General features: G+C 67.6%; 14 protein-coding genes. 3 read left to right on the top strand and 11 right to left on the bottom strand.

Annotated features, from left to right (window positions below; translation table 11 throughout):
* Positions 1 to 119 precede the first annotated feature (119 nt).
* The gene (locus tag BP26_RS0104490) at positions 120 to 806 is read left to right on the top strand and encodes a GNAT family N-acetyltransferase (RefSeq protein WP_029919385.1); all 687 of its coding nucleotides are present in this window, start codon (positions 120 to 122) and stop codon (positions 804 to 806) included.
* Positions 807 to 825: 19 nt separating this feature from the next.
* Here the strand turns inward: BP26_RS0104490 and BP26_RS0104495 are convergent, their stop codons facing one another.
* The 11 genes from BP26_RS0104495 to BP26_RS0104545 all read right to left on the bottom strand — a co-directional run bounded on the left by BP26_RS0104495 (position 826) and on the right by BP26_RS0104545 (position 10760).
* Positions 826 to 1098 (bottom strand): hypothetical protein, encoded by a 273-nt coding sequence (locus BP26_RS0104495; RefSeq protein WP_157572355.1) that lies wholly within the window; start codon positions 1096 to 1098, stop codon positions 826 to 828.
* 272 nt (positions 1099 to 1370) lie between these two features.
* The gene (locus tag BP26_RS0104500; RefSeq protein WP_029919387.1) at positions 1371 to 1565 is read right to left on the bottom strand and encodes a CsbD family protein; all 195 of its coding nucleotides are present in this window, start codon (positions 1563 to 1565) and stop codon (positions 1371 to 1373) included.
* Positions 1566 to 1881: 316 nt separating this feature from the next.
* Positions 1882 to 2061 carry a DUF1328 domain-containing protein gene (locus BP26_RS0104505; protein WP_029919388.1) on the bottom strand — a complete coding sequence of 60 codons (180 nt, stop codon included), beginning with the start codon at positions 2059 to 2061 and terminating at the stop codon, positions 1882 to 1884.
* 122 nt (positions 2062 to 2183) lie between these two features.
* Entirely contained in the window at positions 2184 to 2537 is a 354-nt protein-coding gene (locus BP26_RS0104510) for a hypothetical protein (protein ID WP_029919389.1), read from the bottom strand.
* Between the two features lie 45 nt (positions 2538 to 2582).
* Positions 2583 to 2828 (bottom strand): hypothetical protein, encoded by a 246-nt coding sequence (locus BP26_RS0104515; RefSeq protein ID WP_029919390.1) that lies wholly within the window; start codon positions 2826 to 2828, stop codon positions 2583 to 2585.
* Between the two features lie 336 nt (positions 2829 to 3164).
* Complete coding sequence (locus BP26_RS0104520; protein WP_029919391.1) at positions 3165 to 4874, bottom strand: neutral/alkaline non-lysosomal ceramidase N-terminal domain-containing protein; 1710 nt, start codon at positions 4872 to 4874, stop codon at positions 3165 to 3167.
* Between the two features lie 18 nt (positions 4875 to 4892).
* A complete protein-coding gene (locus BP26_RS0104525) occupies positions 4893 to 5672 on the bottom strand; it encodes a hypothetical protein (RefSeq protein WP_029919392.1) in 780 nt (259 codons plus the stop codon).
* Positions 5669 to 6607, bottom strand: a complete 939-nt coding sequence (locus BP26_RS26390) for a bile acid:sodium symporter family protein (protein WP_036516146.1) — start codon at positions 6605 to 6607, stop codon at positions 5669 to 5671. Before BP26_RS26390 ends, BP26_RS0104525 begins: the two co-directional genes overlap by 4 nt.
* A gap of 22 nt (positions 6608 to 6629) precedes the next feature.
* The gene (locus tag BP26_RS0104535) at positions 6630 to 7427 is read right to left on the bottom strand and encodes an SDR family NAD(P)-dependent oxidoreductase (protein WP_029919393.1); all 798 of its coding nucleotides are present in this window, start codon (positions 7425 to 7427) and stop codon (positions 6630 to 6632) included.
* A 7-nt stretch (positions 7428 to 7434) separates the two neighbouring features.
* Positions 7435 to 8244: a phytanoyl-CoA dioxygenase family protein gene (locus BP26_RS0104540; protein WP_029919394.1), complete on the bottom strand. Its 810-nt coding sequence runs from the start codon at positions 8242 to 8244 to the stop codon at positions 7435 to 7437.
* Between the two features lie 29 nt (positions 8245 to 8273).
* On the bottom strand, positions 8274 to 10760 hold the full coding sequence (locus BP26_RS0104545) for a TonB-dependent receptor (RefSeq protein ID WP_051748300.1): 2487 nt from the start codon (positions 10758 to 10760) through the stop codon (positions 8274 to 8276).
* Positions 10761 to 10956: 196 nt separating this feature from the next.
* Here BP26_RS0104545 and BP26_RS0104550 point away from each other — a divergent pair, with 196 nt between their 5' ends.
* Together BP26_RS0104550 and BP26_RS0104555 are read left to right on the top strand one after the other, a co-directional pair.
* A complete protein-coding gene (locus BP26_RS0104550) occupies positions 10957 to 11526 on the top strand; it encodes a TetR/AcrR family transcriptional regulator (protein ID WP_051748302.1) in 570 nt (189 codons plus the stop codon).
* A 137-nt stretch (positions 11527 to 11663) separates the two neighbouring features.
* Complete coding sequence (locus tag BP26_RS0104555) at positions 11664 to 12167, top strand: Fur family transcriptional regulator (protein ID WP_084182798.1); 504 nt, start codon at positions 11664 to 11666, stop codon at positions 12165 to 12167.
* The last annotated feature ends 25 nt before the right edge of the window (positions 12168 to 12192 follow it).

The following is a 12192-nucleotide window of genomic DNA, read 5'->3' on the forward strand; positions in this document are numbered from 1 at the left end:
TCGTCGCCGCGAGTTCGGGCGCCTTGATGTACCATTTGGTACGTCTTCCGCTCGGATCGACTATCGGGCCAGGTCCGGACCGGGTGCGCAGGCGGCTGTGCCGCCCGATACAATTCCGCATGGAATCCACCCAGCTCGACAACCCCGTCTGGCACGCCCTGAACGGCCGGCACCGGCATCTTGCCGAAGTCTGCGGCGTCGTGCGCCGCTATCCGGCGGCTTGCGCGCCTTTCATCGCTGTGCCCGCGGCCGATGTTCCGCTTGATGATGAGGTCCTGCGCCGGGGCGAAGGTGCCGCGGGGGCCTACTTTCTGGGTGTCTTGCCGCAGGATTTGCCGGCGGCCTGGCGTTTCCGCTCACGCTCCGCGGTGCTGCAGATGGTTCCGCCGCGGCAAGCAGCCTTACCCGATGGCGCGATCACCGTCAGTGAGCTTGGCCCCGCGGACCACCGCGCCATGCTGAGCCTGGCGCAGCTTGCCTTCCCGGATTTCTTCCGCCCGCGCACCTGCGAGCTGGGCACCTACCTGGGTATCTTCGCCGATGGCCGGCTGGTGGCCATGGCGGGCGAGCGCATGGCCTTCGACGGCTTCCAGGAAATCAGCGGAGTCTGCACCCACCCCGATCACCTCGGTCGGGGCCATGCCCGCCGCCTGACCCAGGCCCTGTTGCAGCGGCATCGGGGCCTGGGCCTGGAATCCTTCCTGCACGTGAGCGAGGGCAACACCGCCGCGCGCAGGCTCTATGAGGCGATGGGCTTCAGCGTCCGTGCCGCGTTGCCGATGGGGCAGCTCGAAACGATCGTTTGAGCGGTACAGCGCGCGACCGTCAAGCCGCGAGGTCTTCGCCTTCCATTGCCTCGGCAACGACCCGCGGCACTTCCGGCGTGTCGAGCTCGCTCGGCGGAATGGCCAGCTTGTATTTCCGGCGCAGCAGGGATTCCCGGCCCAGCCCGGTGATGGCCAGCGAGCCGTTGTGGCGCAGCACGATGTACTGCCGCTCCGTCAGTTTCTTCTGGCAGGTTCTGGAAGCTGCGGTGGCGGATTTGCCGTCCGCGATGGCCGTCAGGTGCTTCCAGTCCAGCGTCGTCATGTCAGCCATGTGCATTCCTTGCCGCGGTGAATTTCGTAGGTGCGTGAAGAAAGCCGCACCGTGTGGTGCGGCTTCCGATCTTCCTTGATGTCAGCGCCGTCATTCCTTTGCCAGGCCGGATCCGGTCCCGGATCCGGCCTTCGTCGGCGCACCCCGGGACTTGACCCGTCCGGGCGGGTTTAAATGACGTGGAACAGGTACAGCAGGATGATGACGGGGATCGGCAGGCCGATCGCCCACAGCAGTATTCCGCGCATGTCGTTCTCCTTGCGCCGGGACCCTTACGGGTGGCCCAGTTCCTTGAGATGTTGCTCCGCCTTGTCCTTGGCGAGGCCGTAGTGCTCCTGCAGCTTGCCGACCAGATAGTCCTTGTTGCCTTCGGCACGCTTCAGGTCGTCGTCGGTGAGCTTGCCCCACTTTTCCTTGAGCTTGCCCGACAACTGTTTCCATTTTCCCTTGACGGTATCTTCATTCATCGCTTGCACTCCTTGCGTTCGATGGCGGCGTGAGCCGGCAATTTGCGGATCGCGGCCTAAGAGCCTGTAACAGAATGAATCGCACCTGCGTTGCAGTCCAAAATCGCGTCAGGCAAGGCGGAGGCCCCAGCCATGGTGATTCCATGGCTGGGGCTGACAACGCAGCCTGGCGCGATTTTGGGCGCAACCCTTCGGGACGGGGCCATTTTTGCGCAGTGCTGCGCCGGACAGAGCGCACCATGGAATCACCATGCCGCACTCTGTCCGGCGCAGCACTGCGCAAAAATGACCGCCGTCGCAGGCGCGATTCATTCTGTTACAGGCTCTTAAGATCGGCGCGCGGACGGCGTCCCATCAGGAAGGACACCAGGAACAGCACCAGGAACACCAGGAACAGGATCTTGGCGATGCCTGCGGCGGTACCGGCGATGCCGCCGAAGCCGAGCACGCCGGCGATCAGGGCGATGATCAGGAATACGATTGCGTAGTGCAGCATGGTTGTTTCCTCCATCTGGTTCGAATCGTCGGGATGTCGATGCGGCATTCCCTGGGAGGGATGGCGCATGGACCATGCCGTTGCTCGCGGCGTCCCGGTAAATCCGGTTTAGTTGTACAGGTTCAATGGCTTGTGCCGGTCGCCACGGACAAGGCTGCCGCTTCATGTTGCGCTGCATCGGTAATTACTACCGGTAATACTCGGCCCGATTGCGTAATAGCTGCGTGAAGGCTGTCGTTGGCCGCTGGCGCAGGTGCATGCTCAATGCCGTGCCGCGTCATGCTCCTGCCGGGCAGTTGTTCGAGCAGGCGCTCCACCGCGTTGAGCAAATGCTCCTGCGCGCCGAGCACCTCGCGAAAATGCCGGTTGAACGGCTGGCCCGCGCCTTCCGCTTCGATCTGCTCCTGGTGCAGGGCGATCTCGGCGAGGTGCTGCGCGATGATCCGGTTCCTGCGTGCGAATTTTTCGGTGGTCATGAACGGGCTGTTTCCTGAATGCGGCGGATCGATCGGATGCCCGGCTCAGATGGTCCAGACGCGGACCCGGGCGCCTTCATCCGGGAGCTTGCCGGCCGCTTCGCGACTGACGATGCCCGGAATGCCGGTGCCGGCGACGCTCAGCGTTTTCGTGGCGGCCGATGGCCGCGCCGCGAGCATCTGACCGTGCGCGTGGGTCGAGGGCGTGCTCATCGCATAGGCGCTGCCCATCAGGAGTCCGCCCAATACGGCGAACGCGTAGTTCTTCTTGGTGCCCCTGAGTCGAATCATGCTGTCAGTCCCGTTGCGCTGCGTACCCGCCAGATGCCGCAAGACTCTGCCGATGAGCGCGGGATTACGGTGCGGTAGCGCACTCTGGCATCGTCACATGGCCAGCCGCCGTCCACGTTCGCATCCATGCGGATGCCGTGGGTGCGGTACCGCACGGACACGACGGTTGCGTAGTGTCGACCGGCGCTCCCCAGGGGAATGCTGGTGTCCGGGGTACGGGAAAACATTGCCGGACGGTTTGGGACCGGGCTTTGTAAAGATCGCTCAACGCAGATCCGGCACCGTGCAGCGCGATTGGGCCACCGCCCGCGCCTGGTCGAAGAGGGAACCCGGTCGCTAAGCGACGCTGCGCAGCGCCAGCAGTTCCGGCGAGAAGCGATGCTCGCTCGCCGATTCCAGGCGCCGCTCCGCCGCCGGCTTCAGGCATTCGCCGAGGAAGCGCGCATACTCGGTGCGAAAGGCGTCGTGAGTGCGGTTGCCGAAGGTCGTGTGGCCACCTTCATACAGCTGCGCCTGATACTCGTGGTAGGTGGTGCAGTAGCCGAAGTAGGAGTTGGCATAGGAGCTGATCACCACCTGGCGCACGCCGGCCGGCGCCAGCACGGTGGCGCAGAGTTCGCGCAGTTCGCGCCCGGCGACGGTGGTGATTTCCCCGGGAAAGCCGATCAACGCCAGTTCGCCCAGCCTGAAATATTGCAGCGGCAGCACCGACGGCACCCAGGGCTTTTCGGCCAGGGCGCCGGCGCGCTCCTGCCGTTGCACTTCCTTGAGGATGGGATCGAGGAAGGCGGGCAGGCGCAGAGTACTGCGCAGTCCGAGCAAGGTGCCTTCGGCGGCTTCGGAGACGATCAGCTTGGGCTGCTGTGCGCGCTGCTTGGCCAGCACCGCTTCGAGCACCGCGCCGCCGGCGCGCTTCGCGTGTTTCAGTTCGGCGCGGCGTGCGGCGAGGGCCAGGGTACGCAGCAGCGCGATCACCGGCGCCGGCGCGCCGGGGCCATCCACCGGCGAGCCGCGGAAGAACGGCAGGCCATGGCAGGGCGCCGAGGTTTTCTCCCCGGCCACGCCGCCGGTGTAGGCGGAATCGACTTCAACGCTGGACAGATCGCGCCGCACCAGCGCGGCATCGGTCGCGCCGGGCCGCAGCCGGTGCTGTTCGCCCAGGGTCGCCAGCAGCGCCGCGGCCTGGTCGCTTTGCAGGCGGCCGTTGAACTGCGCGTTGGCCGTCTCGTCCCGGTACGGGCCGCGGCGCCAGTCCTTGCGGCTGCTGCCTTGCGCATTGGGCGAGACGTCGCCGGCGAACTGCTGGGCGAAGATCGCCACCGTGCCCGGCCCCATGGCTTTTTCCAGGTACTCCGCGGCATAGCCCTTGTTGTCGTAGGACACCAGGTGGCCGGTATTGCCCAGGCTGGTCGGGTGCACACCGAACCAGTTGATCTGGCCGATGGCGCGGCCGTCCGGGGTGCGCGCATGCAGCAGCCACATGGTGCGCTCGAGCGCCAGGTGCGTCTGTGTATCGGGCAGCGGCGTCACGCCAGGGTTGCGGTTGTAGGCGGCGAGCGAACGGTTGAAGGCCACGCCGGATTCCTCGGCGAAATCGCCGTGGGTGAAGTGCAGCGTGGCGGGCTGGCGCCGCTCGTGGGCCCGCGTCAGCGCCTCGTACAGGCTGCGCACGATGCCGTCGAACACCTTGGGCCGGAAACCGGGGATGGAGAAATTGTAGAAGGGGAAGTGCGAGAAGCCGCCGGGCGCGCTGTGCGTGTGCGAGGCGGTGAGCATCAGCCGCTCCTCGCTGAACAGGCCGGGATGGCTTTCGCCCAGGCGTTTCAGCACCGCGCGCTTCAGTTCCGGGAAGATCATGCAGATCTCGGACTGGGCGAAGAACAGCGGTGCGCCGTCCGCGCCGTCGGCGATGCAGAAGGCGCGGCTGTACAGCGGTGTGGCGTGGCCGCGGATCACCTGGGTGGCGCGGCCGTAACCCATCATGCCGAAGCCATAGCCGGGAAAGCGGATCTCCCGCCGCGCCGCGCCGACCATCCAGTCGCTCATTGTCAGTCACTCATCGCATCAGCCATCCAATGGCGGCAAGGTGGCGGGCGCATCGGCCGGCGCCCGGTCAGGGTAGATGACGCGGGTGTTGTAGACCGCGTGGGTGCGCGGATCGCGAATGTTGGACGGCCCGCGCAATTCCAGCAAGCGGTCGCCGTCCGGCGCATAGACCAGCTCCACCGGCGCGGCCAGCAGGCGCAGCAGCGAGTCCGGCTCCAGCCGCAGCGCGATGGCGCGCCGCCCGTCGACCATGCGCTCGCCGCTCTTGCGGGCGCTGAAGCGGAAGCTGTCGAGGCTGCCCGCGGCAAGGATGGTGAAACGCAGCGCCTGGCCGTTCTGCAATTCGGCCAGATGGCGGTGGATCAGGTTGAGCAGCCCGGCGTCGGCGCAGAGCGTGCCGTCGCCCGCGGCAGGCGCCGTGATGTGCTTGCGTTCCAGCGGCCGATCGGCGCCGCGGCGGCGTTGCAGTTCCACGCCGTCGCGCTGCCCGGCGAGCGCCAGTACCGAACCGTCCGCCTGCTCCAGCCGGAACTGCGGGGCGTAGGCGTCGCGGCTGAAGTCCAGCGTCTTGCGTCCCAGCAGGGAGCCGTCGGCGGCGTAGTAATCGATGGTTCCGCCCAGCCAGCGGCCCTGTTCGAAACGCTGGGCGTGCACTTCGGTGTAGAGGTAGCGGCCGCTATCGAGGTCGTAGGCATAGCCGTAGAAGCGCCGCACCGGCTCGTCGGCGGTTGCGCTTTGCGCCAGCAGCATCAGGCCGCCCAGAACCAGGCCGCGCAGGATGTTCGGGCCGAGCTTCATTGCGCCACCGGCATGGCCGGCTCCTCGGCTGCAGGCGATGGGGACGCGCCGCGCGCCCAGCACAGCGCCACCACGCCGCCGGACAACAGGCGCCAGGCGCTCCACCACATCACCACCGCGACGGTCGCGGCGGAATCGGGGAACAGGCTGAAGGCCAGCACCACGCTCAGGCCCGAGTTGGTGATGCCGGTGCCGAGCGCGATGGCCCTGCGGTCGGCCGCCGGCAGACGCGCGGCCCAGGCCAGCAGGTAGCCGCCGAGCAGGCCCAGGCCATTGTGCAGGGCCACCAGCGGCACCAGCAGTTTGAGCAGTTGCGCCAGCTTGCCGGCGTTGCCGTAGAGCGCGCCGATCACCAGCATGCCGAGGATCAGGCCCAGCGCCAGCTTCAAGGGCTGGCGCAGCCGCAGCGCGAGTTGCGGAAAGCGCCAGCGGAAAGCCAGTCCCGCCAGCAGCGGCAGCAGCATCAGGCCGAGCGCGGTGCGCAGCAGCGAGACGAAGTCCAGGTGTATGCCGGCGCTGCCGCCGGACCCGCCGAGCAGCCAGGCGCCGGTACCGAAGACCGCCGGGGTCAGCACTGCCGCCGCCAGCGTGGCGATGGCGGACAGGCCGACGCAGAGCACCGCGTTACCGCGTCCCACCAGGCTCAGGTAGGCCGCGGCGGCGCCACCGGGACAGGCCGCCACCAGCAGCAGCCCCGCGGCGGCACTCGCCGGCAGGCGCAGGAGCAAGGCCAGCGCCAGGGTCAGCGTCGGCAGCAGCAGCCATTGCGCCGCCAGGCCCACCAGCAGGGATTTACCGGAGCCGAGCGTGCGACGCAGCTGCGCCGGATCGAGGTGCAGGCTGACGATCACCATCATCAAGGCCTGCACCGCGCCGACCAGGGGCAACTGGCCGGGATGCAGTTCGATGCCGGCGCCGTTCAGCGCGTCGAACACGGAGGCGGCTCCAGGACAGGCATCAGGCGGCCGGCGCCGCGGCGTCGCGATAGAGCCGGCCGACCACCTTGCGCAGCAGGGAACGCGGGCCGAAGCGCGGGCTGACCGCCAGCACGCGGTTGATCCAGCGCGGCACGATGATCGCCGGATTGCGCGGCAGCGCGGCGAGGGTGATGCGTGCCACCGCTTCGGGCGTCATCACCGGCGCGCCGCCCGCCTCGATCTTGTCGAGGTTGATGCCGGCCTTGCCGAAGAAGGGGCTGCGCGTGGTGCCGGGGCACAGCACCGAGACGCCGACCTTGTGACCGGCCAGTTCTTCGCGCAGGCCTTCGGAGAAGTGCAGCACGTAAGCCTTGCTGGCGGCGTAGTTGGACATCCACGGTCCCGGCATGAAGCCGGATACCGAGGACACGTTGAGGATCTGGCCGCCGCCGTCCGCCTTCATGCGGCGCGCGGCGGCATGGCACAGCCGCGCCAGCGACACCACGTTGACCTGCAGCAGGTCCAGTTCGCTGCGCCAGTCCTGCTCGTCGAAGGCGCCGCAGGTGGCGAAGCCGGCGTTGTTGATCAGCAGCTTCAGGCCGGGCGCCTGCCGCTCGATGCGCTGCGCCAGCAATTCCACCTGCGCCGCGTCGGCCAGGTCGCAGGCATGCTCGATCACCTCCGCGCCGTGGCGCTGGCGCAGATCGGCGGCCAGTGCCGCCAGCGCGTCGGCGCGGCGCGCCACCAGCAGCAGCGGTTCGCCGCGCGCCGCCAGCGCCTCGGCGAGGGCCAGGCCGATGCCGCTGGTGGGGCCGGTGATCAGGGTATGGGTGCTCATGGGGTTCTCACTTCACCAGCCCGGCGAAGCGCTGGTACAGGGGGGTGGGGCTGAGCCCGTCCTTCGGTGCGTACTTGCCGGAGATCACCGGGATGTAGATGACGCGGCGGCGGCTGGCCTCACCGACCACCTGCGACTGTGCCACGCGGTGCCACAGGCGGCCGTCATGCACGGTGAGATCGCCGGCGGTCGGCACGATCGCCAACTCCTCCGGGTCGGCGTCGTGGTCGAGGAAATAGCGCTTGCGGAACAGGAACTGCGACAGCTTCTGCCGGTGCGTGCCGGGGATGATGCGCAGGCCGCCGTGCTCGATGCCCAGCGTGCTCAGGTGCACGCCGACGTTGAGCAGCGGGTTCAGGCGCGAGCCCAGGAAGATGTCGCGCAGCCCGTCGGTATGCCAGCCCAGGCGGCTGTAGGCGCTGTCGGGCCCGTTGACGTAGTGGTTGATGACCATGCCGTCCTTCTCGTCGGCGCCGACCCGCGTGTCCGGCGCGCCGACCAGCGGGAACAGCGTCTTGAAGCGCGGCTCGGTGAGGAATTGCGCCAGGACCTGGCTGTGCAGGTTGGCGAAGGCGAAGCGCTGCACGATGGGCCGGCCGTCGAGGTCCTTGCCGTACTTGATCGGCACGCCGTAGACCTTCTCCACCTTCTGCTCCACCCACTTCGCCTGTACCTCCAGCGAGGCCTGGATCAGCGCCTGCACCTGCGCCGCGTCGATGAAGCCGCGGAAGTGCAGGAAGCCGTAGGTGTCGAAGAACTCGTTCTGCTCCGGCGTCAGCCGCTCTTCGAGGGTGAACCGGGGATAGTCGTTGCCGATGCTCATGCGTCCGCTCCGTCCGGAGTTGTTCAGAAATTCAGGCGCAGCGTGGCGCCATAGGTGCGCGGATCGCCCGCCACCGCGCCGTAGTCGCCGACGCCGTAGATGGGATAGACCGCCGTCAGGTACTGCTTGTCGAACAGATTGCGCACCCAGATCGAGATGTCCCACAGGTTGGAGCGCCCGCTGACGCCGAGCCGCGCATTGCTCAGGCTGTAGGCGCTGACGTAGCTGCCGGGACCATGCTCCACCGTGCCGTAATAGCCGCTGCGGAAGGAGTAGTCGATGCCGGCGTAGGGCCGCATGGCATTGTCCAGCTTGATGCCGTATTCGAGCCCGGCGGTGCCGGTCCACAGCGGCGCGTTGTACAGGCGCTGGCCGCTGAGGTCGCCGGTATTGGACTTGGTCACCGCGTCCGGCGCATCGTGGAAGCTGGTGGTGATCGCCTGGTTGTAGGCCACGCCGCCGCGCAGCAGCAGGCCCTTGACGACGATCGCGCGGCTTTCCAGCTCGGCGCCGCGCAGGCGCACCCGGCCGACGTTGAGCACGTTGATCTGGCGCGGGTTGGGGATCAGCGTCGGCGTCTGGTCGAAGGTCAGGGCCTGGTAGTTGTTGATCAGGGTTTCGTAGACGGTGAAGTTGAGCATGCCGCGGCGGTGCCAGAACTGGCTCTTCAGGCCCACTTCGAAATCCAGCGCCGTCTCCGGCTTGAAGGTCGGGCTGCCGCTGGAGCCGATGGTGCCGAGGTTGATGCCGCCCGCCTTGTAGCCGCGCCCGGTGGAGGCGAAGGCCATCAGGTCGTCGGTCAGATGGTAGGTGGTGGAAACCTGGCCGGACCAGTTGCCCTTGTCGTAGCGGGTGTCGCGCGCATAGTTGCCGCCGGCGATGCTGTCGAGCAGGCTGTCCCAGGTCAGCGTGTGGTAGTTGGTGCCTTCCACCAGGTCCACCGCATACAACGCCGGCCGCAGCACGTCGAGCAGCAGGTCGACGCGCTGGTCCGAAGGATTGCCGCCGGTGCGGTACTGCGACACCGTGCCGTGCTTGGAGTCGTTGGTGTAGCGCACGCCGGTGGTCAGGTCCCAGCGCGGCGTCAGGTGCCAGTTGACCGAGCCGAAGCCGGCGATGCTGCGCGCTTCCTGGTAGGTCACGGTGTGCACGTCCATGCCCGCCAGCGTGTCCGGATTGGCCAGCAGGTCGAGCAGCAGGCCGGTATTGCGGTAAGTGGCGCCGGGAATGGCGCCGCGCAGCAGGCCGCCGAAGGTCCAGGGCAGCAGGTCCTTGCCCAGGATGTTCTGCTCGTTGCCGGTGATGTGCTCGGACAGGAAGTAGACGCCGCCCACCGCGTCGAAGCTGTCGTAATTCGAGCTCAGGCGGATTTCCTGGCTGAGCTGGCGGTAGCGGTCGTCCAGCCCGGTCTGCGGCACCAGCTGCATGGTGGTGTAGTCGTCGCTGATCGGGGTGAAGGTCCAGTGGCGGAAGGCGCTGATGCTGGTGAGCTTGTTGTGCGGGTCGATGATCCAGTTGAACTCCCCGGACAGCGCCTCCTGGTTCATGGTGTTCTCGGTCGGCGTGTCCTCGCTCACCGCGCGGTTGTAGGGGTTGATCGGCTCGCGCTGGTATTCCATGTAGGCGTCGCGGTTCAGCGTGGCCTGCGTGATCGCCGTCATCGGGTAGACGCAGCAGCGCTCGTGCTGGTGCGAGTACTCGGCGATGAAGCGCCCGCTCAGCGCCGCGCTCGGCGTCCACAGCAACTGGCCGCGCAGGCCGAACTTGTCGCGGTTGTTCAGATCCTGGCCGTTGTAGAGATTGGTGAAGGTGCCGTCGCGTTCGGTGACGTAGCCGGTCAGGCGCCCCGCCAGCTCGTTCTTCACCAACGGCCCGGAAACGCTGCCGCGGAACTGGCGGTAGTCGTAGTTGCCGTAGGTGCCTTCCGCCGTCGCTTCGAAGTCCTGGGTCGGCCCGTTCGTCACGATATTGAGCGCGCCGGCCGTGGTGTTCTTGCCGAACAGCGTGCCCTGCGGCCCGCGCAGCACCTCGATGCGGTCCAGGTCGATCAGGTCGAACACCGACAGGCCCTGGCGACCGAGATACACGCCGTCGAGGAAGATGCCGACGCTGCTCTCGATGCCGTCGTTGGCCGAAGTCGAGCCGAGCCCGCGGATGGTGTAGCTGGAGTTACGCGGATTGGCCGAGGTGAAGACCAGGCCCGGCACCCGTTCCTGGAAATCCTGCGGCGTCATCAATCCCGCCTTGGCCAGGTCGTTGCCGTCCAGCACAGTCAGCGAGATCGGCACGTCCTGCGCCGACTCGTCCTTGCGCCGCGCCGTCACCACCACCTGGTGCAGGCCCTCTACCGGCCGGTCGGGCTTGGGCGGCTTGGGCTCATCGTCAGCGCCGATCACCGGGATGGATTTCAGCGGCGCCGCGGGTGCCGCCGTCGGCGCATCCACGCTTGCCGGCGGCGCGGCGGCCGCCACATCCTGCGCCCGGGCCGGCGCGAGCAGCAACAGCAGCACGCCCGCCGCCGCATGGCGAGGACGCAGGTGTCGCAGGCTGGCGGGCCCGCCTCCCTGGCGACGGGCCCTGATTTTTTTATTGCGCATCTTCGACGGTTTCCGAGCGTCTGGTGAATCTTGTGGAATAATTGATACCACTGAATTAGTGAACCGTCCAGACGGTATATAAATTAACTCTTAGGGTATGCTCCGATCAATGAATGCACAGATCGACAAAACGGCAAAGCCCAGAGGCCGCCCGAGCGCGCGCGACGCCATCCTCGATGCCGCCGAAGCGGTGGTGGTGACGGACGGGGCGCCGGCCCTGACCCTGGACTCCGCGGCCCGCCGCGCGGGACTCAGCAAGGGCGGGGTGCTCTACCACTTTCCGACCAAGGAATCGCTGCTGCAGGGCATGATCGAGCGCCTGATCGAGCGCACCGAGACCGTGCATAAGGCGATCATGGAGGCGCAGCCGGATGAGCCGCGCCGCTCGCTCCGCGCTTACGTCATGAACTCGGTGAGCGATCCTGCCAGCATCGACCTGGTGTCCGGTTCGCTCCTGGCCGCGGTCGCCAACGACGCCAGCCTGCTCGACCCGGTGCGCGCCTTCTTCCGCCGCCGCCTGCCGCAGATCACGCGGCGCCTCTCGTTCGAGCGCGCCGGCGTCATCCACCTCGCCACGGAAGGCCTGTGGCTGATGGAAGTGCTGAAGATCTCCCCCTTCACCCCGGGGCAGCGCAAGAAGCTGGTGGCGGAGCTGGTCCGCCTGGCCGGGGAAGCCTGAGCCGGCGCCGCGCCTCCATCAGGGAGACGCGGCGCCCTGAAATGGTGAGTGACGCCGGCGGGATTCCTGCCGGGAGGGCGCTTTCTCTAGTCGTCGGGTGTCATCCGCAGGCGCCCGTTACGATGTAACATCAAGTCATGCCCAATCCCGTTCAGCCGCCCGCGAAACGCAAGCCCGCTGCCGGCCCCAAACAGGCCCGGGCCGCCGTCCTCGCCGCGGCCGAGGCGCGCCTGGAAGCCCGTTGCGCCGAGCGGCGCCAGCGCCTGTCGCCGATGCGCCGCGCCGTCTTTCGCCAGATGTTCGCCCAGGCCCAGCCGCAGACCGCCTACCAGGTGCTCGACGGCGTACGCGCCACCCTGCGCAAGAAAGTGGCGCCGCTGTCCGTCTACCGCGCCCTGGATTTCCTCGCCGCCGAAGGCTGGCTGCACCGCCTCGAATCCCTGCGCGCCTTCCGCGTCTGCGAACATCCCGGCCACCGCCACGCCGGCGTCCTGTTCCTGTGCAACGACTGCGGCGCCGCCGAAGAAGGCGAAGACCAGGCCCTGGAAACCCTGCTCGACCGCGACGCCGCCCGCCGCGGCTTCCTGGCCCAGCGCCAGGTGGTCGAAGTGCTGGGGCTGTGCCGCAACTGCGCCAAGTAGGCGGCCGCATCCGTCGATGGGTTAA

The organism is Nevskia soli DSM 19509, assembly GCF_000711955.1.
GTDB lineage: Bacteria > Pseudomonadota > Gammaproteobacteria > Nevskiales > Nevskiaceae > Nevskia > Nevskia soli.

Bases quoted from the DNA above. Each gene is read 5' to 3' on its own strand.
- BP26_RS0104490 (WP_029919385.1), top strand. From the start codon at position 120: ATGGAATCCACCCAGCTCGACAACCCCGTCTGGCACGCCCTGAACGGC.
- BP26_RS0104495 (WP_157572355.1), bottom strand. From the start codon at position 1,098: ATGGCTGACATGACGACGCTGGACTGGAAGCACCTGACGGCCATCGCG.
- BP26_RS0104500 (WP_029919387.1), bottom strand. From the start codon at position 1,565: ATGAATGAAGATACCGTCAAGGGAAAATGGAAACAGTTGTCGGGCAAG.
- BP26_RS0104505 (WP_029919388.1), bottom strand. From the start codon at position 2,061: ATGCTGCACTACGCAATCGTATTCCTGATCATCGCCCTGATCGCCGGC.
- BP26_RS0104510 (WP_029919389.1), bottom strand. From the start codon at position 2,537: ATGACCACCGAAAAATTCGCACGCAGGAACCGGATCATCGCGCAGCAC.
- BP26_RS0104515 (WP_029919390.1), bottom strand. From the start codon at position 2,828: ATGATTCGACTCAGGGGCACCAAGAAGAACTACGCGTTCGCCGTATTG.
- BP26_RS0104520 (WP_029919391.1), bottom strand. From the start codon at position 4,874: ATGAGCGACTGGATGGTCGGCGCGGCGCGGCGGGAGATCCGCTTTCCC.
- BP26_RS0104525 (WP_029919392.1), bottom strand. From the start codon at position 5,672: ATGAAGCTCGGCCCGAACATCCTGCGCGGCCTGGTTCTGGGCGGCCTG.
- BP26_RS0104535 (WP_029919393.1), bottom strand. From the start codon at position 7,427: ATGAGCACCCATACCCTGATCACCGGCCCCACCAGCGGCATCGGCCTG.
- BP26_RS0104550 (WP_051748302.1), top strand. From the start codon at position 10,957: ATGAATGCACAGATCGACAAAACGGCAAAGCCCAGAGGCCGCCCGAGC.
- BP26_RS0104555 (WP_084182798.1), top strand. From the start codon at position 11,664: ATGCCCAATCCCGTTCAGCCGCCCGCGAAACGCAAGCCCGCTGCCGGC.